This window comes from Agrobacterium sp. 22117 (assembly GCF_052045735.1).
Taxonomy (GTDB): Bacteria; Pseudomonadota; Alphaproteobacteria; order Rhizobiales; family Rhizobiaceae; genus Agrobacterium; species Agrobacterium cavarae.
The window spans coordinates 90,103-112,954 of sequence record NZ_JBQEPP010000006.1 but is presented as its reverse complement, the minus strand read 5'-3'; the positions used below and the strand labels follow the sequence as shown (position 1 = coordinate 112,954).

General features: G+C 56.6%; 19 protein-coding genes. 7 read left to right on the top strand and 12 right to left on the bottom strand.

Annotation, left to right across the window (positions count from 1 at the left end):
• Nucleotides 1-25: 25 nt before the first annotated feature.
• The 9 genes from ACTJKV_RS17735 to ACTJKV_RS17695 all read right to left on the bottom strand — a co-directional run bounded on the left by ACTJKV_RS17735 (nt 26) and on the right by ACTJKV_RS17695 (nt 10,306).
• Nucleotides 26-1,153, bottom strand: coding sequence for an ABC transporter ATP-binding protein (locus tag ACTJKV_RS17735; RefSeq protein ID WP_062442672.1), 1,128 nt, complete (start codon nt 1,151-1,153; stop codon nt 26-28).
• A gap of 67 nt (nt 1,154-1,220) precedes the next feature.
• Nucleotides 1,221-2,444, bottom strand: a complete 1,224-nt coding sequence (locus ACTJKV_RS17730) for an extracellular solute-binding protein (protein ID WP_144622127.1) — start codon at nt 2,442-2,444, stop codon at nt 1,221-1,223.
• Nucleotides 2,445-2,472: 28 nt separating this feature from the next.
• On the bottom strand, nt 2,473-4,302 hold the full coding sequence (locus tag ACTJKV_RS17725) for an ABC transporter permease (protein WP_144622125.1): 1,830 nt from the start codon (nt 4,300-4,302) through the stop codon (nt 2,473-2,475).
• 64 nt (nt 4,303-4,366) lie between these two features.
• Nucleotides 4,367-5,224, bottom strand: coding sequence for an inositol monophosphatase family protein (locus tag ACTJKV_RS17720; protein WP_113178909.1), 858 nt, complete (start codon nt 5,222-5,224; stop codon nt 4,367-4,369).
• A gap of 88 nt (nt 5,225-5,312) precedes the next feature.
• Entirely contained in the window at nt 5,313-6,302 is a 990-nt protein-coding gene (locus ACTJKV_RS17715; protein ID WP_112359076.1) for a LacI family DNA-binding transcriptional regulator, read from the bottom strand.
• 164 nt (nt 6,303-6,466) lie between these two features.
• Nucleotides 6,467-6,967, bottom strand: a complete 501-nt coding sequence (locus ACTJKV_RS17710) for an NUDIX hydrolase (RefSeq protein WP_062600738.1) — start codon at nt 6,965-6,967, stop codon at nt 6,467-6,469.
• 265 nt (nt 6,968-7,232) lie between these two features.
• On the bottom strand, nt 7,233-7,853 hold the full coding sequence (locus ACTJKV_RS17705) for a GNAT family N-acetyltransferase (RefSeq protein ID WP_144622123.1): 621 nt from the start codon (nt 7,851-7,853) through the stop codon (nt 7,233-7,235).
• A gap of 10 nt (nt 7,854-7,863) precedes the next feature.
• On the bottom strand, nt 7,864-9,024 hold the full coding sequence (locus ACTJKV_RS17700; RefSeq protein WP_062600737.1) for a Gfo/Idh/MocA family protein: 1,161 nt from the start codon (nt 9,022-9,024) through the stop codon (nt 7,864-7,866).
• 31 nt (nt 9,025-9,055) lie between these two features.
• Nucleotides 9,056-10,306: an ROK family protein gene (locus ACTJKV_RS17695; protein ID WP_144622121.1), complete on the bottom strand. Its 1,251-nt coding sequence runs from the start codon at nt 10,304-10,306 to the stop codon at nt 9,056-9,058.
• Nucleotides 10,307-10,519: 213 nt separating this feature from the next.
• Here ACTJKV_RS17695 and ACTJKV_RS17690 point away from each other — a divergent pair, with 213 nt between their 5' ends.
• The 6 genes from ACTJKV_RS17690 (at nt 10,520) to ACTJKV_RS17665 (ending at nt 17,604) form a co-directional block, all read left to right on the top strand.
• A complete protein-coding gene (locus ACTJKV_RS17690) occupies nt 10,520-11,479 on the top strand; it encodes an extracellular solute-binding protein (RefSeq protein ID WP_153312454.1) in 960 nt (319 codons plus the stop codon).
• On the top strand, nt 11,476-13,482 hold the full coding sequence (locus ACTJKV_RS17685) for an ABC transporter permease (RefSeq protein WP_144622117.1): 2,007 nt from the start codon (nt 11,476-11,478) through the stop codon (nt 13,480-13,482). The genes ACTJKV_RS17690 and ACTJKV_RS17685 overlap by 4 nt, the downstream gene beginning before the upstream one ends.
• Nucleotides 13,475-14,536, top strand: a complete 1,062-nt coding sequence (locus ACTJKV_RS17680) for an ATP-binding cassette domain-containing protein (protein WP_144622115.1) — start codon at nt 13,475-13,477, stop codon at nt 14,534-14,536. The genes ACTJKV_RS17685 and ACTJKV_RS17680 overlap by 8 nt, the downstream gene beginning before the upstream one ends.
• 3 nt (nt 14,537-14,539) lie before the next feature.
• The gene (locus ACTJKV_RS17675) at nt 14,540-15,340 is read left to right on the top strand and encodes an inositol monophosphatase family protein (RefSeq protein ID WP_144622113.1); all 801 of its coding nucleotides are present in this window, start codon (nt 14,540-14,542) and stop codon (nt 15,338-15,340) included.
• Nucleotides 15,341-15,846: 506 nt separating this feature from the next.
• Nucleotides 15,847-16,875 carry a four-carbon acid sugar kinase family protein gene (locus ACTJKV_RS17670; protein WP_440599331.1) on the top strand — a complete coding sequence of 343 codons (1,029 nt, stop codon included), beginning with the start codon at nt 15,847-15,849 and terminating at the stop codon, nt 16,873-16,875.
• Between the two features lie 3 nt (nt 16,876-16,878).
• Nucleotides 16,879-17,604 carry a FadR/GntR family transcriptional regulator gene (locus ACTJKV_RS17665; RefSeq protein ID WP_062600731.1) on the top strand — a complete coding sequence of 242 codons (726 nt, stop codon included), beginning with the start codon at nt 16,879-16,881 and terminating at the stop codon, nt 17,602-17,604.
• A gap of 75 nt (nt 17,605-17,679) precedes the next feature.
• Here the strand turns inward: ACTJKV_RS17665 and ACTJKV_RS17660 are convergent, their stop codons facing one another.
• The 3 genes from ACTJKV_RS17660 to ACTJKV_RS17650 are packed head-to-tail and all read right to left on the bottom strand — an operon-like array spanning nt 17,680 to nt 20,946.
• Nucleotides 17,680-18,792: an iron-containing alcohol dehydrogenase gene (locus tag ACTJKV_RS17660; protein WP_062600730.1), complete on the bottom strand. Its 1,113-nt coding sequence runs from the start codon at nt 18,790-18,792 to the stop codon at nt 17,680-17,682.
• A gap of 5 nt (nt 18,793-18,797) precedes the next feature.
• Nucleotides 18,798-19,754: a 4-hydroxythreonine-4-phosphate dehydrogenase PdxA gene (gene pdxA, locus ACTJKV_RS17655; protein ID WP_062442711.1), complete on the bottom strand. Its 957-nt coding sequence runs from the start codon at nt 19,752-19,754 to the stop codon at nt 18,798-18,800.
• Between the two features lies 1 nt (nt 19,755).
• Entirely contained in the window at nt 19,756-20,946 is a 1,191-nt protein-coding gene (locus ACTJKV_RS17650; protein ID WP_144622111.1) for an exo-alpha-sialidase, read from the bottom strand.
• A 332-nt stretch (nt 20,947-21,278) separates the two neighbouring features.
• On the opposite strand from ACTJKV_RS17650, the gene ACTJKV_RS17645 reads away from it, so the two are divergent.
• Nucleotides 21,279-22,790, top strand: coding sequence for an ABC transporter substrate-binding protein (locus ACTJKV_RS17645; RefSeq protein ID WP_112520293.1), 1,512 nt, complete (start codon nt 21,279-21,281; stop codon nt 22,788-22,790).
• The last annotated feature ends 62 nt before the right edge of the window (nt 22,791-22,852 follow it).

Here is a 22,852-nt window from a genome sequence, read left to right as displayed (position 1 = left end):
AAGCGAGCAGCCAGCGCGGCAAGAGCTAAGCAGCATTCTCTTGTCGGATTGGGCCGCCTGTGGTCTGTAGAAGCTGCCCCGATCGACTATCGAAGATCATGATGTGCTCGGCGTCCAGTTCAAGCCAGACCTTTCGGCTTGGCCAGCGCTCAACGAACCGAGGAATAAGCACAGTCACCGCATTGCCTTGCGATGTGAGGGACAGGATCGTCTGCGATCCGGTTGGTTGAACGACATCGACCTCTGCGGGCAAACTATTCGCGACAGGTGCATCATGAAGCGTAAGCCGCTCCGGCCGGATCGCAAGTCGCATCGGTCCTGAGGACTGCGGCAGGGCGTGCGGCAGGTTTATCTCGATTTCACCGATGTGCAGGACGCTACGGCTGTCGCGCTGTTCCAAAGTCGCGTCAAACAGGTTGATGCGCGGATCACCGATGAACTCAGCGACGAACAGGTTGCTTGGCTGGTGGTAGATCTCATAGGGGCTGCCCATCTGCTGAATCACGCCATCCTTCATCACGACGATGATGTCAGACATGGTCAGGGCTTCGACCTGGTCGTGGGTGACGTAGATCGTCGTCGCACCGAGGTCTCGGGACAACCGCTTCAGTTCCGTGCGCATTTCCGTGCGTAGCACCGCATCGAGATTGGAAAGCGGCTCGTCCATCAACAGAATTGAATTTCTAGCGGCGATCAATCGAGCGACCGCTACGCGTTGCTGTTGGCCTCCCGACAGTTCCGAGGGAAACCGATCCTGATACCCCTCGAGCTGTACTTTCTTGAGCGCTTCGCCGAGCCGCTCCTGGATTTCGTCCTTCGGCTTTCGCGCCTGCTGTAGAGCGAGCGTGATGTTGCGATCAACCTTCATATTAGGCCATAGAGCGTAGCTCTGGAAAATGAAACCAAGACCGCGTTTTTCCGGTGGTACGAAATGGCTGTTGCGACCAGAAAATACCGACTTTCCGGACAATGTAAGTTCCCCATCCGAGGGCTGTTCGAGCCCGGCGATAATCCTGAGCGTCGTCGTCTTGCCGCAGCCCGACGGACCCAGAAGAGTGACGAATTTCCCCTTGGGAATATCCAGGTCAAGCGGCGGAATGGCGAGGTGTGCACCATAGGATTTGGTGATGCCTTTGAGAGATACTTCGTTCATGACTTCCTCCGGAGATCGTAAGCACCGACCGGCATGCGCTGGTGCGCCGGTCGGCTGAGCAAGGTTCTTACTGGCTCGTCTCAACGACCCAGAAGTCGTTGACCGCAGCAACGTTGTCACGCTGAAACTCGGCGGATCCGAAGATCTTCTTTGCCTCCGGCCACTTCTCTCCACCCTTGGGTAGCGGCATGTCTGTGCGAGGCGAGAACGTGCCGACCTTGAAATAGGCGGCCATGCCTTGAAGCAATTTCAGGCTCTCACCCTCACGGTAAGGTTTTTCAACCTTGGTGTCTGGCGTAAGGTCCTTCGAACCCATCTGGAACGCGATAAAAAGTTTCGCGGCATTGGGATGCGGAGCCTGCCCGGCTATCGATGTATAAGTCGAATAGGCGAACACACCTGCAGGATCGATATCGTAGAGGATAGCGTTGGCGTAATCGTCGCTGCCATTTTTGTTTATGTAGTGCATGCTGGAGAACGTAATGGGCGGGTTATTTTGCCCTTTGAGTCCCGAAGCAGTCGCGAGCTTAGAACCGGAATCGTAAATAACGAGATCGTTCTTCAGGAGGCGATGCAAGAACTCGTAGCCGGCGTTTTCGATACCATCCGACAGCTCGATTGGCTTGCCCGCATACGTCTCGTAGGCCTTCGCAAAGCTATCGGAGTGCTCCACGATTGAAGCAAGCAATGCCAGTGATGTCAGCGATCCTAGGGGGCTCTTCATTGCGAAGCGCTTTTTCCAATCTGGTTCTGTCAATTGCCAGACATTCTTGACAGGCGGACCGTCCTTATAAGCGTCGGCATTGTACATCAGGACGGTCGCTTCGATGACCTGCGTCAGGAGTGGTTCACGAAGCTCCTCCGGGATCTTGTCTGTCAGGTACCGCGGTACATAATTGACGATACGTTTGTTGGGGAGAAGGTCGAAGATCATTTGAGCCGTGCCCGCAGTGTTCACCACATCGACGTTGAAGATGCCCGCTTGTTGTTCTCGGACAACCTTTTCAATCGTCTTCTCCGAACCAAGATCATAGGCGTTTACCTTGATCTTCGGGTAGAGCTTCATGAAGTCTTCGGCGAGTGCGCTGACGCTGGATGACGATGAGTAGATCGTCACTTCACCTTCTTCATTCGCCTTGCGGGTGATCTCGTCCCAGTTCTCTTCCGGAGGCTGGTTGGCTCCCAGTTCTGATGTTTTAATCCATGTCTCGAACGCGTCCTGCGCCAACGCCGCAGAGCCTATCATCCAGCCCAAGGTGGCGATTGCTGCGCCCTTCATTAAAGTCTTCATAGTCTTCCTCCTCTTTCGGGTTGCCTCCTCAAGCAAATCCCATCTTCGTATTTCGAAAAACGAGCCTGAACAGCAGGTTGCAGCCAACAACCAGCGCGACGAGAAGCAAGGTGGCTGCCCCGATCAGCTGGGGTACGTCATCCGTTTGGTAGGTGTAGATGACGCTGGCTAGAACTGCTGTTGATGGCGTGACCAGTAGAATGATGAGCGACAGCTCTCGCATCGTTCCGATGAAACTCAGCAGCATACCTGAAACGAGTCCTGAAGCGGCGAGCGGAGCTACAATTCTCCGAATGCGGCCGAACCAGCCAATGCCCTGGACGCGTGCCGATTCTTCGAGCGATTTGTCAATCTGGAGCATCGCGGCAATGCCGGTACGCGAGGTGTATGGCAGGTTCTTCACCGTCGCGATCAGCACGAGCAATGCAAACGTGCCATATAGCGCAGGGATTGGCCCAAAGGACTGGGAGAACATGCCGATATAGATGGCGCCAAACGCTACCGCTGGAAAAATGTAAGGCAGGAATGCCGCCATCTCGAGCGCCCGAGACGAAAGCGTACCCCGGTTGCGAACGACGACGTAGCCAATGAGAAAACCAAGAACAGCCGTTGCCAACGCCGTGAAGAATGCCAGTCGCAAGCTGTTCCAAGCGGCATTCAGTATCTGCGGGTTTTTGAACACGCCGGCATAGAGAGCATTTACGCCGCCGCGGTCACCGATCCAGTAGTGTAGTGTCAGGTTCGATAGATCGTAGTTTCCGGCCGTTCGAGACAATGACTGGAGCACGAGCAAGCCGAGTGGCATAACGACGGTGATGGACATGAGGAGCATGACCAACGCGAACACCAGCCAGCGGGCACGGCCCAGGTCGATCTCTCTGCGTCGGAAACCCTTGCCTGACATCGTGACGAAGCTTTTGCGAACGCCGATCATGCGCTGGTTAATCCAGATGAAGAGCACGGCGAGCAACACCAGAACCAGTGCCAGCAAATAGCCGTCACCCACATTGCGCGATCCGATGGCGGCGTAGATTTGCGTGGGTAAAACAAAATAGCGGATAGGCATTCCCAGAACGGCCGGCGTGCCGAACGATCCGATGACCCTTATGAATGTCATGACGACGGCGGAGCCGACGGCTGGCACAACGAGCGGAACCGTAATCGAGACGAACTGGCGAAACCGCGACATGCCGGCAATGGCACCGGCTTCCTCGAGCTGGCTGTCCACCGTCGAGAGTGAGCCAGAGATGATCAGGAAGCCATAGACGTAGTAGTGCAGCGAAAGGCAGATAATTATGGGGAGGCTGCCGAACGCGATCCAGTCCGGCGGCTGAACACCAAAAAGGTAAGCGAAAACGCCGGAAGCGCCTGCCACACGGTCGTTCTTGAAAAACGTTACCCAGGCAAGCGCCATGACCCATGATGGGAGCATGTATGGCAAAACGACAGCTGTGTTGACGAACTCGCGATAAGGAACGTTCGTGCGTACAACCACCCAGGCAAGCAGTGCGCCAAGCGCGAGGCAGATTGCTGTTGCTCCGAACGCTGTGACCAGGGAGTTCATGAACGGCTTGTAGAATAGCGCCCAGGACATACGACCGGTGAATACGCGCTCGTAGTGGAAAGAGGTCAATTCACCAACTGCGCGACCGGGGAGGTAGACGGCATCGTAAGGTTGGACTGTGACCGTTTCCCGGATCAACTGGAACAAGGGGACGATAACGAGCAGGCAGAGGATAATTGCCATGATAAGGGCGATGAGGCGGTCAGGGGCTGAGAGAAATTGGCCGACACGTCGCGACAATCGTCCTGCTCGTCCACTTTGCCGCGTCGTCTCGATTTCCGCTAAAGTCGTCATAATGTCCTCCCAAACGGCTATCCAGGCCGCACGCCACTTCCAATTTTTCGTCTCGCCAAAGACCTCAGGCGACCTGTACTCGGGCTCCCTCGTTGTCCGGGCTGAGAACAGTCTTCCCAGACGTCAGTGGGACGTTCGCAGCTTCGCTGATTCCGGATGCGAGGCCCGCAGCGGATGCGAGTACGGGGCCTCCATGACGCAAAGAGCCAAGCTCCGTGAATGGGCAGACAGCCCCGCCAGCCTCCGCGACGATCAGCAGACCGGGTACACAATCCCAGGAATTCATGTGTAATTCGACGTAGGCGTCCGATCTTCCGTCGGCCACATAGGCGAGGCCAAGCGCTCCAGAGCCGGAACGGCGAACATTCGCACCCTTCGAAAGGAGGGCTTCAGCAACTTTGAGATATGTCGCGTTCGGAATCCGCGTCGACCAGCCGAGCTCCACTGAAGCGGTATCGAACCGTGTCGTTGAAGCGGTCGCGATCGAAGTTCCGTTGCGCGTCGCCCCTTGACCCAGCATTGCGAAATGGAGTTCATCAAGGGCCGGGTTAAAGATGGCGCCAAACTGTGTCACGCCATTCTCGATGTAGCCGATGGAAATACAGAAATGGGGGATACCCCTCGCAAAGTTTGCAGTACCGTCGATCGGGTCGACAACCCAGACGCGGTCGCGTATTTCACCACCGCCTTCTTCGCCGAAAAAGCCATCGTTGGGATAAGCCGCCAAGATCGCGCTCCGGATGTGATCTTCAGAGGCTGCATCGGTCTCGGTCAGAAAATCCTGAGGGCCTTTCATCGTGAAACCGCCCTTCGACACCTGCTTGAAACCTTCAAGCACCAATGCACCTGCCGAGCGGATGACCGCGTGGCACAGTTCAGCGCGTTCTTGGATGTCGCTCCGTGGAACTTCGCTATCAGGCATAGTCTTCTCCCTTGCACACGTGTTCAATGTTGCACACGTGTGCAAGCATGGCAACCCCAGATCCGTTCACTGGAAAGGTTTTCGCTAATCAGGAACGGACGGTGCCGCGCTCTATAAGCTCTACGGGCACTATTTGCGTCGAGACATGGCCATCGTCATGATCAAGTGCAGCAAGAACGGCGTCGGTCAGGACAGAGAATGATTGGCCAATCGTCGTGAGGTTATAGGAAATCCATGCGGCTTGTGGAATGTTGTCGAAGCCGATCACCGAAAGGTCATCTGGAACCGAGCGATTAAAGTCTTTTCTCGCTGAATCAAGGAATCCGAGCGCCATAAGGTCCGTCACGCAGAACGCCCCGTCGATTTGTGTGTCGCTCAGTAAGGCCTTGGCGGCCGCTATGCCTGTTTCGTATGCGGTCGGACCGACGCTCCACCGGACGACTTCTCCTCCGTGCTCAAGGATTGTCTCTTCAAAAGCCGTGGCTCGCCGGACCTGAGTTGGAGTGAGGCTGCCGCTGCAAACGACGGCGACTTTGCTGCATCGTGCTGCGATGAGCCGATCGGCGGCAAGCCGAGAACCCAGGATGTCATCGCTTAGAATGACATCGAGGTCGGGCCGGTTGGCATTGCGATTGATGACGATGAGCTTGACACCATTTGCAAGGCACTCGTCGACAATAGAGGCTGGAGGTTCGCCAGAAAGCACGACAATCGCACGCGCCCGAAATTCAAAGATCAGTTCGATCAGAGGCGCGATGTTGCTACGCGCATCGGCGGCATTGAGGAGCAAACACTGTTGACCTCGTCGCAAAAGGCCAAGGCTCAGCATATCTAGTTGCTTTGCGATAAAAGGAGAGGACAAATTTGCGCCCACAACTCCAACCAAATTGGAGCTCGATGTATTCAGGGTTTGCGCCAGGCGATTTACCCTGTAGCCGAGTTCTTCTGCAGCCTTCATCACGCGTTGGCGCACATCCGGCGAAACACTCGCGCCAGGAGTGAACGTCCTTGAAACAGCCGAACGGGAAACACCCGCCCTCTGCGCAACATCGATTGACGTCACAAAGCTCTTGGCCATCCAGGTACTCATTCCCTCGTGCGAAAACGAACCTGTACTCGGTTGAGTAAGGCCTTGCAATGCACTCGCGTGCATCTCGTCGCATACATCGGGTGCGTCGCTATCGGAGCGAACTAGATGTTTGATTTAGCCTGCTTGTTCTTGCAAACATTGTGGCGCACCGTCTACTCCCCAGGTCGAAAGGTCACTATCAACGATTTGAGCTCGACTTCTCTCACAAGCCGAGCGGCCTCATCTCGTGAGAACCAGGCAACTTTGCGCTGACCCGTTTCCTTGTATTTCTGCGCCGTTCTTGTAACTTCGATCTGGAAGACATCCACCACACATGGTGCCACGCGACCAGTATCGAGCCACTTGAGGTAGGTGTATCGACCGACCGGCTTTTTGCGTACGCGTCCGACCACGCCAGCTTCTTCGAAAGCCTCGATAAGAGCTGCTTCATGCGGCTTCTTCTTGTTCATCGGCCAACCCTTGGGGATGATCCAGCGGCCGGTTCCTCGCGATGTGACAAGGAGAATTTCGATGTCACGATCGTCGGGTTTTCGGTAGCACAAAGCGCCATATTGGACTTCGAACGCCTTGCTGAACAGCTTTTCGGGCATCCCTGCAAGCTGTTGAAGCAATGATTTTCCAGCCGTAGCAGCCTTGTCCTTTTTCTTTGGCAATGTCCTGTTAGCTTTCCTCGTTGCGCGTGTTAAAGTGATGTGGGGAGTGGCCTTAAGCGTCAAGACTCGGTCAAGCGACGATAATCTGACAATATTAAACCGCCGGCGTCATCTAGATTTAGTATGCGCCAATGGGCTGCGGTGCCCTAATTCACCATATAGAGTCGATGATGCGGAATCTTCGCTCACCGAAATTTTTACAAGTGACAACACAAGGCGCAGATCTAGAAAGGCGAGCCTCGGGATGCCGGCGCGCTGAAGGATTTCATTCAGTAAGCCGCTTTGCCATCAGGATGGAAGGTGTCCGGTCGATTTCGACAAAGCCGAATTTAGCGTAAAATGCTACGACTTTTTCGTTGTGCTGGTTCACACCTAAATGGACGCCTTTTATTCCAGACATCATCAACGCACGCAGTTGATGTGCCAGCAGGGACGACCCATGACCGCCATTCTGCATCTCAGGCAGAAGATTGATGTGTAGATGCGCAGGGTAGGGCTGCGTCACCCGAATTGGTGTCCTCGATACGCTTCGGATATGAGTAAGGACGTTCTCATCCTCTATTGTCTGCGCTGAGAAATCGCGAAGCTCCTCTTTTAAGGAAGGCCACCATGCAGCCTCAAGCCAATCTTCGTAGGCGCTCGTATCGGGTGTCGCAACACAATAGCCCATGACGATGCCACTGTTTGTCAGCACGAATGCATTTTCTGGACAGAAACGAACATAAGGCAGCGCCCATAGCAATCCGGGAAGTCTTGGGTCCGTGTAGCGTCGTGATCCGTCCTCCCCGCTGTCTGCGGTGCGCACGCAGATATCGAGTATCGCCGTCTCATCGGACGGTTGGGCGTTGCGGATGACGACAGGTAATGATGGCGTTGGCATGTTCATGAGCGTGGCCTTACGCTGCTGCCAAAGGGGTGTGAAGTGCGTCATCGAAACGCTGCCAGGTCTCGGCAAGCTCGATGGTGCGCCGGCCACGGCGCGCCTCCTCGATTTTGATTGCCACGAGTCCCGCTTCCAGAGCCGCAACGATATTGACGGGCAGTGGGCTCGCCTCGGTCAGATGCCTGTAGATATCCAGAGCCATCTGATCATCGGCGCCATAGTGATCGCTTTCATGCCCCTCGTAACGCCGCTCGACAAGCTTTTCGCCTGTTATAGCGGAATGAACCTCAAAGCGATTACGAATGAAATCGCCCTCTGCCATTCCCTTGTTGCCCATCACGCAGAAGCGGCGAAACTGATCCGGAACGTTGAGGTTTGTATGAAACGCCATCGTCGCTCCGCCTTGATATTCGACGATCGCGGTCTGATAGTCGATGATGTCGCCATCGCCCTCGAAGACGGCATCGCTGCCCTGCCAACCGCTCGGCTTCTTGTAGAATTCCTGCTGTTGAAACGCGGAGAGTTGATCAGGCCGGTTTTCAGCAACGAATGACTTACGCCCCCCGAAGCTGGCAACGGCCATGGCGCGCTGCCCCACCACGCTGCCGTAAAGATCGATGTCGTGACAACATTTTTCCAGGATGAAAGGGCCGGCATGGCGCGTATGCCGTCGCCAATCCCGCATGAAGAACGCTCCGTGGTACGGCGCGATATGCTCGGATGCCTCGATCGAGGTTATGGTGCCGATGTGACCTTGAGCCTGCGCCATGCGCAAATCCCGATAAAGGTCGGAGTAACGCAGAACGAGGCCAACCATGACGCTTTCATGGCCGTATTCGGCAAGCAGTCGCGCCATTTTCAGTGTTTGATCTTCATCGATCACGACCGGCTTCTCGGTGAAGACGCGCACGCCCGCGCGCAGCCCCGCGGCGATTTGGTCCAGATGAAAAACATTGGGGGAACCGACCATAAGAAGATCAGGCCGCGTTTCCTTCAGCATTGTTTCCATTGTTTCGAAGCGACGTGGTTCCGGCAGGCCAGACGAAAGAATAGCAGGCAGCCCGGCAGGTTGGGGATCCATGAGGCCGAGGATTTGGAGATCTGGGCAAGCCTTGCGAAAGGAGGCGATGACATTGGCAAGCCGAAATCCAAGCCCGGCGACTGCGATTTTCATTTTTTAGTCCTGTTTGCGAGAATTGGGTGAACTAGGCGGATGCGTCGTCATCCGTTGGCGCGCCAGCAACGCGATCGAAGCGTCTTTCGAAATCCATGGTCTGGCTGCGCCCGCGCATGGAGGAGAGACGCCTGAAGTCCGGGCTCCCATGAGCAATCACGGGCAGCATGGCCGCACCTATGGCTGCTGCTTCCGGACCCAGTGCTCCAGCGCTCAGCCGGGGAATATCCCTTTTGCTCCGGGCGCTAACCGATGGCAAAAGGGGATAGGCCCGGTCAATCAGAGAGTTGTTGAGCGCTGGTGGAAAATGCCCTCCTACTATGATTGTCTGCGGGTCCATGATGTTCTCAAGCAGCGAAACCAGCAACCGGAGGCGTTTTGAGTTGAGATCGAGCCACCGCATCAAAACACTGTTGCGTTGAGCGTAGAGTTGTTCCAACACGCCGGGCCTAGCGATCTCTTTGCTTTCGCAAGACAGCATCGATGCAAGTTCGTCGATGGAGAACGGAGTCTGTCCCTCAGCATCTGGATTAGCGAATTCGGCAGGCCATGTTAGGAGGCCGATTTCCCCAGCATTGTTCCAAAATCCCTGAAGCGGCATGCTGTCATTGATGATGCCGGCGCCGAGCCCGTGCCCGACGAAAATATGAACGTAGTGGGTCAGTCCTGAGGCTCTGCCTACCCTCAGCTCGGCAACTGCCGCGGCTGTGGCGTCATTCTCGATGATGGTTGGAAGGCCGCAACAATCTTCGATAGCCTCCGCCACAGGAATACGGCTCCAGGCATCCCAGCCGGGCGGGCCGACGGGATGCTCGAACTCTGCTTCCTGCAGCGTTGGCATGGCGATGCCGATGCCCCAGGCAGGGCGATCTGAGGCAAGCGAACGCAGGCGCTGCGTGATATCGGTGATGGCACGGATCGTATCGGACGGGTCTTCGAGGGAGGCCGATGCGGTTTCGCGCCCCAGTTCATGTCCCGCTATATCGCAGACGATACCGAGCAGCCCGTCGCGATCCACATGGATGCCGAGACAGCACCCTGCGTCGGCACGCACTTGCAATTTTTTTTGCGGGGCGCCGCGCGCGCCTTCCTGTTGAATAGATTCCACCACGAGAGAGCGGTCGATCAAATCCTTGCATATGTTGGACATCGTTTGCGCCTTCAGGCCTGTCACCTGAACAAGGTCGCGCCGACTAATGCCATCGGAAGAGCGTATAAGGTCGAAAACCAGGCGCCGGTTGTAGCGGCCCGAATATGTGTGATTGCTGCCCATCAGGCTCATGGGTACCGAATCCTATTTAATCAATTAAATAGAATTTATCAGTCCGTTGGCGCAGGGTCAAGCTGTGCGCTACGCCCCCATTATGGAGGATCGTCATTTATCTGTCATGTAATATCGATAAATCGGCGGCAAAGGCGGCTTGATTTTAAATCCATCTAATGGAATTAATATCGTCGCCTTCTTCTCAGTGACTTTAAAAAAGGGAACACAGTCATGCTGAAATGGACCTTGCGGCGGATCATAGCGGGCGCTTTGGCGTCGGTATCAATCCTGGGTATTGCGAATGCTGGAGAGCTTGTCGTCTATACTGCTCACGGGGAAGCAACCTCTGCCCCTATTCTCAATGCTTTTGCCAAAGCAAATCCGGATGTGAAGGTGACCGTCGTGCGCGGCGGTACCGGTGAACTCATCGAGCGTCTGCGCGCAGAAGGTGGCAATTCCTCTGCAGATGTCATGTGGGGTGGACCAACCCAGACGTTCGAAGAAAATGCGACGCTCTTCCAAGCTTACCAGAGTAAGTCGGACGCCGACATGGTGACGACCGATCCCAATCACATCTGGCATCCATTCACGGTGCTGCTGCAGCCGCTGATCGTCAGCACCAAGCGCGTCGACGCTGGCTCCGTACCTAAGACGCAGAAAGACCTTGTTTCGCATGACTTCGCCAAGAATGGTGGCCTGATCATTCCAGACCCGGCAAAATCCGGTACCGGCTATGTTATCCTGTCTGCCCTCGCGGGCAACTTCGGTTGGGACCTTGTCGGTCAGATGGCCAAGGGCGCGCGTATTGCACCCGGCTCCGACGACGCCTTCAACGCAGTACGAGACGGCGAAGCGGCTGTTGGCTGGATCAACGAAGATCTGGGTGCCAAATGGAAGGCCCAGGGCCTGCCGATCGATATCGTTTACCCGACCGATGCCGTCACGGGCCAGATTGATGCGCAGGCCATCGTCAAGGGCGCGCAGCACATCGACGATGCCAAAACCTTCATTGATTTTCTCGGCAGCAAGACGGCACACGAAATTGTTCGCGATGCTACTGTTCGGCGTTCGGCGCGCAAGGATGTAACGCCTCCGGCAGCCCTTCCTGACATGTCCACGCTTACAATCGTGTCCGCCGTCGATCCACGGCCCGTCGTCGTCGCCCGCTTCCAGGAGCTTCGCGGGAAATGAAGGCGCTGCGCGACAATTGGCTCATCTTTTCAATCGTCGCGCTCGTTCTATGCGGCTTGACGATTATCGTCCCGCAAGTTCGCCTGATGGCCGCCTCCCTTCTGGAGGAAGGTGGCCGTTTTACGCTTCTGCATAATAAGGACGGCTTGCAATCCGTCCCGGAAATGACCGCTCGGTACGGCGTGGAGAAAACCTCCGACGGGCTGGCCATAGCGTTAAGTTCGCCTGACCGCCTGACTGTCAGTGTCGAGGGCGACCGGACGCTACGCCTTTCGTCGCAAGAGCCGATGTCGTTTGGCAGGGACGAGGCTGGGGTCATCGAACTCGATCTCGGCACCGCTCGGTTCGCGCTCTCACAACAGGCGCCACGCGGACTTTTCGCCACAACAGTTCCGGCGCCGCTGGACCTTCAGGCGCAGGGGCCTAACTCCGTCTTATTGTCTCATGCCGTAAATGCCTATGTCACTTTCGAAAACAGGGCGCTGTCATTCTCTCCAATTCACTACATCGATTTCTTCTCACGCTCGGAAACTCTTTCCGCCACTATAAACAGCCTGGTGATCGCATTGACGTCGACGGGCCTCGCCGCTTTGATCGGTGTGTCACTTGCTTATCTGATCGCCCGCTATAGGGTTGCGGGCAGCACGGCCATCGTCTTTCTCGTCACCATGGCGTCCGTATCTCCGCCATTTCTAGGTGCCTACGCCTGGCGGCTGCTTCTTGGACGCAATGGCGTTGTGACCAACTATCTCGGTCTCGACGTCTCGATTGTCGGTCTGCATGGCGTCATCTGGGTCATCACCTGGCTTGTCTTTCCCATCATCTTCCTTCTCAGCCACAGCTCGTTTCAGAGTCTGGACGCCGGTCATATTGAAGCTGCGGAAAGCCTGGGGGCAAAACCGCCTCGCGTTCGCATGACGGTTGAAATTCCGCTGGCGCTTCCCGGCATCATCACTGGTCTCTATCTGGCAACGATGGCGGCTCTCTCTGATTTCGGAACGCCGCGCATCATCGGCCTCGATGTCAACGCGTTACCGGTCCTGATCTACACGTCCTTCCTCAGCGAGGCGGGTCGCAACCCGGCTCTTGCGGCAACAGGATCGATGGTGCTCATCACCATTTCCAGCCTGTTTCTTATGGCCCAGCAGATTTATCTGGCACGTCGTGGTTTCGCTGTGGTGTCATCGCGCGCCTTGGATCGTAAGCCGCTATCGCCTCTTGCCCATGTCATTGTACTCGCAGCGGTCATCATTGCTCTTCTCATGGCATTTACCCCGCATTTGACAGTGCTGATCTCCAGTTTCATGGAATGGCGGGTCGGCTTGCCGAGGGCGAACTTCACGCTCGCGAACTACGCCACGATGTGGCGTACGGGAATGGGACCGGCCTGGGTGACCTTGTCTCTCGGTATTGCCGGAACGCTGGCGGCAACAGCGATCGGGCTTGGAATTGCCTATGTGATTATACGCAAACGCTACCGGGTCATTGCTCCTGTTCTCAGCCTCACGGTTATGATGCCGTATGTCATACCTGGCACGGTGCTTGGTATCGGTCTTATCATGATGTTCAACAGGGCGCCGCTGCAACTGACCGGCACCTGGTTCATCCTCGTCCTTGCCTATCTCATTCGCAACCTGCCATTTACGGTGAAGGCATCAGAGGCGGCGCTGCGGCGCGTTCACCCGGCTCTGGAAGAGGCCGCCATCAGCCTTGGTGCGCGTCCGTTCAGGGTGTTCGTCACGATAACCGCACCTCTGGTGCTTGCAGGCGCAGTGACCGGGGCAACGCTGACCTTCCTTCACATCGTCACGGAATTGTCATCCACCATCGTTCTCTATCGTCCACCGTGGAAGCCGATGACAGCCGTGATCTTCGAGAACACGCTGGTGGATTCCGATTTCGGGGTCTCCGCAGCGCAGACGATTCTCCTGATGATGATCATCTACATCCCACTCTATTTCATTGTGCGCTACGGCCAAATTCGAGGACAATCCGGTGGTTGAAACTTCATCTTCCAAACTCTCCACCCAAGGCTGCGAGGTCGTCATCGACGCCGTCTCCAAAACCTTTGGCAACCACGCGGTTCTGAAAGACATCAGCCTGACGATCAAGCCCGGCGAATTCTTCACCCTGCTCGGGTCATCCGGCTGTGGCAAGACGACGCTTTTGCGTGCAATCGCAGGCTTTCATCCGATCGATGGGGGCAAGATCCTGTTCAACGGTCAGAACGTGACATCGCTTGCCGCTTGGGACAGAAATATCGGTTTCGTCTTTCAGAACTACGCGCTGTGGCCGAACCAGACCGTTTTCGACAATGTCGCCTACGGACTGAAACTGCGCAAAATTTCCAAGAGCGAAACCGCCGAAAGAGTGAGGGCCGCCCTCGCACAGGTCGAGCTTCACGGCGTCGAACAGCGCTTTCCTTCAGAAATGAGCGGCGGTATGCAGCAACGTATCGCGCTGGCGCGGGCGCTCGTCATCAACCCGCCGCTTCTCCTCATGGATGAGCCGATGTCCAATCTCGACGCGCGTCTTCGAGTGGCTCTTCGCCATGAACTGCGCAGTCTGCAGAGGAGGCTCGGTCTGACGGCAATCTATGTCACGCATGATCAGGAGGAAGCGCTGGAGATGTCGGACCGCATCGCAGTCATGCAGAACGGCATCGTGCAACAGCTTGCGGACCCGGAAACCATTTACGCGCGACCGGCCAACCGCTTCGTAGCCGAATTCGTCGGCAGTGCGAATTTTCTGGAAGGAACCTTTGACGAGACCGGGTTCCAGACGGCGGGCGGGTCGAAGTTCGCTATCGCAGGAAGAGGTCACAGCGGTAAAGGGACGCTTGTGGTGCGTCCTGAACAGGTGATGATCCGCGAGTGCGGCGGAGCGCTGACCGATGCGACGGTGGAAGATCGTCGCTTCATGGGCAAGGCTTGGACCCAAAGCCTTCGGCTCGATAATGGTACGATCATCTCCGTGGAGACCCGAAACGCAATTGATGTGGGATTGCGCGTCGGCGTGGACTTCGAGACCGTAACTTTCCTACCCGTGGAAGCATAAGCGATGGCCGACCTGACACTTGAAGAATTGATGCAGCTTGCGTCGTCTGCAGCCCTAGCAGGAGGCGCCGAGTTAAAGGCCCATTTCGGCGATGTTTCGCGTGACGGTGTTCAACGAAAAGCATTGGGGGACTATGCATCCAAAGCAGATCTCGCCGCCGAAAAGGCCATTGCCGTTATTCTGGCAGAGGCAGGGGACCATTACGGCTTCGTCGGTGAAGAGACCGGCACTCGCAATGCAGATGCAAAACACCGCTGGGTGGTGGACCCACTAGATGGGACAAGTAACTTCATCTGGGGCATCCCCTATTTTGCTGTCAGCATCGCTCTGTGTGACGACCAAGGCGAAGCGTTGGGTGTAGTCCTTGACCCTTTGCGTGACGAAATGTTCACCGCCATTCGAGGCTGTGGCGCATGGCTGAACGGAAAGAGGCTCGCCCGGCTCGGTGACAAACGCCCGGACGAAGCAATCATCTCGCTGTCAATGCCTATCCACGGACAGTTAAAGGCAATCGAACGCAGCACCTTCTTTCGAAGCCTGGATGCCATCACCAACGAGACAGCGGGCGTCCGCAGACTGGGCTCGGCCGCACTCGATCTCGCGTATATTGGTGCGGGAAGACTAGACGGTTATTTCGAGGATGGCCTCAGCCACTACGACTACGCGGCAGGAAAACTCATCGCTCAGGAAGCGGGAGCTCTTGTAACGTCATTCACAGGCGACGCTCCCGTTGATGGCGGGTCGTTGTTAGCGGGCACTTCGCCAATGCTTTTCTGGCTCAAGAGCAAGTTGCAGCACCGGTGAACACCCAGTTGAGAACACCTCGAGACTGAAACTAAGTGTGCCGGGCTCTGCCCGCAATGTCATCCGTCTGCTCTAGAAAGTAAATTTCAGTTAGAAATTTGAATCCGTTGTAAAGGCACGGCTTTTACAAGTCTCTTTCAGACACCCCCCGATCAAAGATCTTGCGTTTGATCACGCAACCGCGCCGGAACCTGCTAGGGCATCTTAGCGCTCATTCTCCACGAGACCTAAGGCCTGTCGGCTCCATTCCCAACAAGAGCGGCGCACCCATTTGCTGCAGATTCCGATTGCTGCGAAAGTTTTCTTAGTCGCCCCTTTGCCGCACCCTTCGTCTTTTTCAGAGCCGGTCGCATCATGCTCGGCGAATAGATGGTAGCAGAGGTGAATAAGGCCTGATCCGGAGAAAAAGTCTGTCTTTAGAACCGAGATGTTGTAAGCTTTCAATTGCATTGGACTGAAAAGAAAGCCATATTTATCCCGAAAAGATAACAACAAGGATGGTATTTGTGCTCGTCATCGTTGCCGACGATCTTACCGGCGCACTGGATACGGCTGCCCCTTTCGCGGCACGAGGGCTTCACACCGAAGTGGTCCTGCGAGCGAATGATGTCGATAAGGGCGTAGCACTTTTCCCGGATGTTCTCTCGATCAATCTGGGATCTCGCGATGGATCTCCAGAAGATGCCTTTGACTTGATGCAAGAGCTTGTCGGACGTCTTCCTTCCAACACCCGCATGTTCAAGAAGGTGGACTCGAGGCTGAAAGGTCACATCGCATCGGAACTCGATGCTGTTTCCTTTGATCGTGCATTAGTGGCTCCCGCGATCCCAACATTCGGCCGGGTAGTGCGCGACGGGAATGTGGAAGGTTTCGGGGTAGCAGAGCCGCTCTCCGTCGTCAGCGCCCTGAAACATCACGCGCACCGTGCAACAATTCCTGACACGGTGACAGAGAATGAACTAGACGCAGCCTTGCAACGAGCCGAAGAACTCGATGTCGATCTGCTTGTCGGCGCAAGAGGTCTTGCCGAGGCGCTGGCGCGCAAGATGACAAACGTATCCAGGGGACGGCAGGTATCTCCGCCTGTCGGTCGGGGCCTCTTTGTCATCGGCTCGCGTGACAGGATCACCCTCGATCAGTTGAAAGAGCTCCGCCAGTGCGATGGCGTTGCCTACCATCCTGCACCGAGCGGCACCTTGCCGGAGGGGCCAATCACGCCAGCGTCCTTGCTGCTGGTGCAGGCAACCGAGGGGGAGTTAGGCTTATCGTCCGAGGAGGTCTCGAGAAGCCTTGCGCACAGTGTACATCCCCGTTTAACCAGCAAGGCGTCCACTCTGCTTCTGTGCGGCGGGGCAACGGCAGAAGCGGCTCTCGCCGCGATGGGCGTGACACACTTCCGGCTAGAAGGCGAGTGTATGCCCGGTCTTGGCCTGGCATATGCCAACGGCCAATGTATAATTTTGAAATCTGGTGGCTTTGGAGAGCCTGACACTCTCGCAAAACTGGCTAGGCAAATTGTTCATGGCAGGAGCTAAAGAATGGGACTGCAAAGCGGAACGGCGCGCAAAAGCCTCGCGGACCTTGTCTTTGAGCGTATGCATAGAGCGATCAAGTCCGGCTCTTACCAACCAGACGAGAGGTTGCCGACAGAGCACGATCTGGCGATCGAATTCGAGGTATCGCGCCCGATTGTACGCGAGGCGCTGCGGCGTCTACGGGATCAAGGGTTGATTTACTCGCGCCGTGGTGCAGGAAGCTTCGTTCGCTCTGTTGGCATGAAACAACCGCTCGGCTTCGGGCAGCTCGAAAATGTCGCCGATCTCTTGAGCTGCTACGAGTTTCGTCTGACGCTCGAGCCGGCAGCTGCGGAAGCCGCTGCGACACGTCACACGCCAGCAACGCTCGGCGCGATCCGCGAGGCCCTTGAACTGATGCGTGACGCTACCAATCGTCAGGCCCACCGGGAGGACGCTGATTTCCAGTTCCACCTTGCTATCGCGCGGGCCGCGAACAACACATATTTCTCGACTGCGATGGAAGCACTGAAAGACCATATCGCTGTCGGCATGCGTTTTCATGGCGTATCGGTCAAACGCGACAATGCCGGCCTTTCTCGCGTGTTTGCTGAACATGAGGCGATTGCCAATGCTATCGCGACGGGTGAAGGCGCGAAGGCAAAAGAGCTGATGCACATGCATCTGACCGGGTCGAGGGCTCGTTTGTTTCAAACGAGCGCGTCTCTCGCAGCGTTGGCGGAGGGATGACTGAAACGGTCGGGGCTATCGCGAGAAATAAAAAAGGGGCTCGCAAAGCCCCTTTTTCTTCAGTAAATATATTTTTTAGTAGGCCGCTTTGTAGATCGAAAGAACGTCGTCAACGCTCATGTCAGCCGGATTGTTGTCCATCAGACGGCGATTGGAGTGTGCTTCGGTCGCGTAAGCGGCGAGAGCGTCGTCCTTGGCGCCGTGACGTGAAAGCTGCATCTCGATGTTGAGATCGGTGCAGAAGCGCCGTCCATTCTCCAAGATTGCTTCCGGCGAACTTGCTACGAAACCGAGGGCCTCTGCCACTTCTGCCGTTTTGTCGCGAACGACGGGCTGGTTGAAGGCGAGCACGTGTGGAAAGACGATGGCATTGGCAAGTCCGTGGGGAAGGCCAAGCCGAGTGCCGAGCGGGTAGGCGATGGCATGTCCTGCGGCAGTATTGACCGGGCCGAGGCAGATGCCGCCGTAGTAGGAAGCAAGCATCATGGCTTCGCGAGCTTCAGTGTCGGAACCATCCTTGACGGCGCGTGCAAGGTATTTTCCAACGAGGCGAAAGCCCATGCGCGCAAAGCCGTCTATCATTGGGTGAGCGCGCTTGTTGGTAAACGCTTCCACGCAATGCGCCATGGCGTCCACGCCCGTTGCTGCCGTCACGGCTGGCGGCACGCTGAAGGTGAGTTCAGGATCCAGAACCGCGATGTCGGCAATCATATGCGGGCTTTCGACCGCGATCTTTGCGCCTTTGACCGGATCGGTGATCAGCGAACGAATTCCTGCTTCCGATCCTGTGCCCGCCGTGGTGGCGATTTGGACGAGCTGTGTGTTTCGGGCGGCGACGCGGTTTGGACCCGCCACATCTGTAAGCGTCTGCTCGCTGTCCCACAACGCTGCAACCAGCTTTGCCACGTCAAGGACGGATCCGCCTCCGAGCCCGATGACCACATTCGGCTTGACCTTGCGCGCAATCGCAATCGCAGCCTCAAGCGTTGCCACCTCGGGTTCGCCCGGGATCGCGTCGAAGATTTCGACTTTCCCACGCAATTGTAGACGATCGATAAAGCCGGCGGTGATGGCCGTCGCAATCACGAGTGTTGCTTGAGCATCGCCGACGAGCCCGCCGACTTGCCCAGTCGTACCCGCGCCAACCAGCAGGCGCCGTGGCTGGTGAAGAGTGATGGAAACTGTCATCGGCGTTATCCTTGATGGGCTCGGCCAGCAACCAGCTTGCGGGCATAGGCGATGGCGGAGTTCATGTTGCCGTGATTGGCGATACCCTTGCCGGCAATGTCGAAGGCGGTGCCGTGGTCAACCGATGTGCGATCGATTGGCAGTTCGACGGAAACGTTGACCGCCGTGTCGAAGGCCACAAGCTTGATCGGGATGTGACCCTGGTCGTGATATTGTGCGACCACCAGATCGAAGGCGCCGGAATAGGCGCGATGAAAGACGGTATCTGCGGAAATCGGCCCTTCGACATTGATGCCTTCGGTCCTGGCCGCAGCAACTGCTGGCGCGATCTGGTCGTCGTCTTCGGTCCCGAAGAGGCCGTTCTCTCCGCAATGCGGGTTGATCCCGGCCACTGCAATGCGGGGGCTTTCATAACCGATGCGCTTGAGGTGTTTGTCGCCGGCCCGAATGGTGGCAAGCACGCGTTCCGTCGTCGAGCGGCGGATCGCCTCCTGCAGCGAAACATGGGTGGAAACATGGATTACTTTCAGGCGCTCGGAAGCGAGCAACATATAGGCCGCACTGGAGCCAGTCAGGCTGCGCAACATGCCTGTGTGGCCATCGTAGTGATGACCTGCAGCGTTGAGCGCCTCCTTGTTGATCGGAGCCGTGACGATGCAGCCAATCGAACCGGCTTCCGCATCGCGGACGGCCTTTTCGATGAAGCGGAAAGCGGCGTCGCCTGCCGCTGGACTGAGTTTACCCCAGGGAAGAGGCGCGCCCTCTACATCGATATCGATCACATGCGGGGTCAAGTCGATGGAAAGGCCCAGTGCCTTGCGTGCGGCTTCAAGTGTGGCGAGATTGCCGTAAATACGTGTGGCTGCGCGATCTTGCGCCGACATCTCTGCCAAGGCTCGGACCGAAATCTCAGGACCCACTCCGCAGGGGTCGCCCATGGTGATGCCAATAATGTCGCTCATGTCAGTCTCCTGTGCCGGTGCGGTCCCAGCCTGCGGGCAGGTGGACATATTTGATCGCGCGTCGATGATAGGTGTAGGCGATGTGCAGGCTTCCATCCGGATCCGGCAAGAGCCACGGATAGGACATTTCCAAGTTGCGTCCATCAATGGAGTCGTTCGACAGGCAGGTGCCGGCGCCGTCCTCTATCAGGATGCGCTGGGGGAAGGTCTTGCCGCCATCGGTCGAGAGGCACACGCTGACCGGCGCGCGAGGAACGCCCCAGACCGGAACGATGCCACCTGTCGGGTCCGCGTCCGGTCTCCCGTCGTCTTCCCCGAGTTCGTCGTAAAGCGAAGCCCGGCGATCGCTCGACGCCTCGTGATTGACGGGGTTACAGATCAACGCGATCCGTCCATCCGAAAGCGTGATTGCTGCGATCGAGGAGTTGTTGTTGGGCAGGTCGGTGGGCGCCGGCACAGTCCAGCTACGGCCTTCATCGGTGCTTTCAGTGCGGAAAACGAAATCAGCCTGGCGTCGGCGGAAGAAGGCGGCAGACGCGCTGTTGCCGATCGACACCGGCGACATGTGAACGCAGCCGGTCGATTGCGACAACTCTTCCAGGCGCCATGTCTGGCCGTTGTCCTGGCTGACGCCGATGGCAGCGGTATCATGACTGCCATTCCATTTTTGGCCGGGACGCTGAACGCAACGAAAGATCGGAAGCAGCCACGCGCCATCGCGTCTGATCACAAGTGGTGCGCGCACAAAGCATCCACGGGGAAGGTCAAGATATTGGCCTTCCGAAGAGAAAAGCCGTGTCGGATCAGCAGGGTCAATCACAAGCTCGGCCATGCGAATACGGCATTCGTCCTGATTGCCTGAGGGCTGTGAGGTGTGGAAAAGAATCAGCCGTCCGTCAGGCGCCTGAAACAGGACGGGGTTCTGTTCTGAGTGATCGGGGTCAAAGCTCAATCTTTGTGCTGGACCCCAGGTGGAGGCGTTCTTCCTCAGGACGGATGCGTAGATCGAGATGTCGGATTTGCCCTCAAGAGAGCCGCCGAACCAGGCGCAGATCAACGAGCCGTCTGCCTGGCGATGCAGGAAAGCAGCGTGGTTCTGGATCATGGGCGATGGAAGAAAGGCTTCGCTGCGTCCGTCAATGGTTTGCGTCAGCGCACCAGTCATTCGCCGCGCTATCTCGTCTGGGGTCATAATAGGCTCCTCTCGCTGTCCGAGATCGATGAAATTTCTTAAGTTGTCAAGTTTATTTATGTCGAAAAAGATGTAGATTTCGCTGATGTAATTTTATATCTATATGAAATTAAACAACAAAAATAATTAATTTTTCCATTTACATTTTTACATTATGATTTCATTTGACAAGATGTACGTCAGCGTGGATGCTCTGCGCCACGCTGGAGTGAGGTCGTCAAAGAAGGCTGGCCTCTACATCCTGGCCATTCAAATATCCGGGCGACGGTTGCCGCTCGCTCGTTCAGGCTCCGGCCTGTCATGCATGGACTTCATCTGGGAGGAGAACAAAGATGAAAAGGACTGCCATTTCCTGTGCTCTGGCACTTGGCACGATTATGACGAGCGCATTTACGCCAGCCTATGCGGGCTCCGGTCCAATCAAGGTGGTGCTGGCCGAAGAGGCGGACCTGCTTGAACCGTGCATGGCCACCCGATCGAATATCGGTCGCATCATCATGGAAAATGTCAGCGAAACGCTGACTGAACTGGATGTGCGTTCCAACAAGGGCGTCATGCCGCGCCTGGCGGAAAGGTGGGAGCAGAACGCGGATGGCAGCTGGCGCTTCCATCTTCGCCAGGGTGTCAAGTTCTCCGATGGTTCAGGCTTCGATGCCAAGGATGTCAAGCACAGCTTTGACCGTATCATGAGCGATAAAAACGCTTGTGAGTCCCGCCGTTATTTCGGTGGGATGAAGGTCACGCCGTCGATCGTCGATGATTACACCATCGATTTCAAGGCCGATCCGGTCCAGCCGATCCTCCCGCTTTTGATGACGTTGGTAACGATTGTTCCGGAAGAGACGCCACTCGAATTCATCCGCGAGCCGGTTGGTACCGGCCCCTACAAGCTCACCAACTGGACGCCAGGCCAGCAGATCGTTCTGAGCGGCCGCGACGACTATTGGGGAACCAAGCCTGAAGTGACGCAAGCGACCTATCTGTTCCGCGCAGACCCTGCCGTTCGTGCCGCGATGGTTCAGGCCGGCGAAGCTGACCTTTCGCCGTCTATCTCGCAGCTCGACGCGACGAACCCGAAGACCGACTTCTCCTATCTCGACAGTGAAACGGTCTATCTGCGCCTCGACCACAATATCGCCCCGCTCAACGACGTTCGTGTACGCCGCGCGCTGAACCTTGCAATCGACCGCCAGGCTTTCCTTGGCACGTTGGTGCCGGAAAGCGCCGTGCTGGCGACCGCGATCGTGCCGCCAACGACACTCGGCTGGAACAAGGATGTGAAGGTCTTTCCGTTCGATCCCGACGGTGCCAAGAAGCTGCTTGAACAGGCCAAGGCAGATGGCGTGAAGGTCGATACGCCGATCACCGTTATCGCGCGCTCGGCAAACTTCCCGAACGTTACCGAAATCATGGAAGCCATTCAGCAACAGCTGCAGGATGTCGGGTTCAAGGTCGATCTGAAGTTCGTGGAGGTTGCAGAGCACGAACGCTATTATTCGAAGCCATTTGCCAAGGATCGCGGTCCGCAGATCGTCGCTGCCATGCACGACAATTCCAAGGGTGACCCCTCCTTCTCGATGTTCTTCAAATATGCTTCTGAAGGCACGCAGTCCGGCTTCTCCGACCCGAAGGTCGATGATCTGATCAAGCGTGCTTCGGCGGCTGTCGGCGATGAGCGCGCCAAGTTGTGGTCGGAACTGATCGCCTACCTGCATGATGATGTGGTGGCCGACGTGTTGCTATTCCACATGGTAGGATTTGCCCGGGTGTCCGAACGTCTCGACTTCAAGCCGACGATTGCAACGAACTCGATGCTGCAGCTTTCCGAGATCAAGATCAAGTAAGACCTCATCAGTCAGAGATGGCGGCCGAAGCCGCCGTCTCGTTTGCACAATGCGCGGCGAGA

Bases quoted from the DNA above. Each gene is read 5' to 3' on its own strand.
- ACTJKV_RS17735 (WP_062442672.1), bottom strand. From the start codon at position 1,153: ATGAACGAAGTATCTCTCAAAGGCATCACCAAATCCTATGGTGCACAC.
- ACTJKV_RS17730 (WP_144622127.1), bottom strand. From the start codon at position 2,444: ATGAAGACTTTAATGAAGGGCGCAGCAATCGCCACCTTGGGCTGGATG.
- ACTJKV_RS17725 (WP_144622125.1), bottom strand. From the start codon at position 4,302: ATGACGACTTTAGCGGAAATCGAGACGACGCGGCAAAGTGGACGAGCA.
- ACTJKV_RS17720 (WP_113178909.1), bottom strand. From the start codon at position 5,224: ATGCCTGATAGCGAAGTTCCACGGAGCGACATCCAAGAACGCGCTGAA.
- ACTJKV_RS17715 (WP_112359076.1), bottom strand. From the start codon at position 6,302: ATGGCCAAGAGCTTTGTGACGTCAATCGATGTTGCGCAGAGGGCGGGT.
- ACTJKV_RS17705 (WP_144622123.1), bottom strand. From the start codon at position 7,853: ATGAACATGCCAACGCCATCATTACCTGTCGTCATCCGCAACGCCCAA.
- ACTJKV_RS17700 (WP_062600737.1), bottom strand. From the start codon at position 9,024: ATGAAAATCGCAGTCGCCGGGCTTGGATTTCGGCTTGCCAATGTCATC.
- ACTJKV_RS17695 (WP_144622121.1), bottom strand. From the start codon at position 10,306: ATGAGCCTGATGGGCAGCAATCACACATATTCGGGCCGCTACAACCGG.
- ACTJKV_RS17690 (WP_153312454.1), top strand. From the start codon at position 10,520: ATGCTGAAATGGACCTTGCGGCGGATCATAGCGGGCGCTTTGGCGTCG.
- ACTJKV_RS17685 (WP_144622117.1), top strand. From the start codon at position 11,476: ATGAAGGCGCTGCGCGACAATTGGCTCATCTTTTCAATCGTCGCGCTC.
- ACTJKV_RS17675 (WP_144622113.1), top strand. From the start codon at position 14,540: ATGGCCGACCTGACACTTGAAGAATTGATGCAGCTTGCGTCGTCTGCA.
- ACTJKV_RS17665 (WP_062600731.1), top strand. From the start codon at position 16,879: ATGGGACTGCAAAGCGGAACGGCGCGCAAAAGCCTCGCGGACCTTGTC.
- ACTJKV_RS17660 (WP_062600730.1), bottom strand. From the start codon at position 18,792: ATGACAGTTTCCATCACTCTTCACCAGCCACGGCGCCTGCTGGTTGGC.
- pdxA (WP_062442711.1), bottom strand. From the start codon at position 19,754: ATGAGCGACATTATTGGCATCACCATGGGCGACCCCTGCGGAGTGGGT.
- ACTJKV_RS17650 (WP_144622111.1), bottom strand. From the start codon at position 20,946: ATGACCCCAGACGAGATAGCGCGGCGAATGACTGGTGCGCTGACGCAA.
- ACTJKV_RS17645 (WP_112520293.1), top strand. From the start codon at position 21,279: ATGAAAAGGACTGCCATTTCCTGTGCTCTGGCACTTGGCACGATTATG.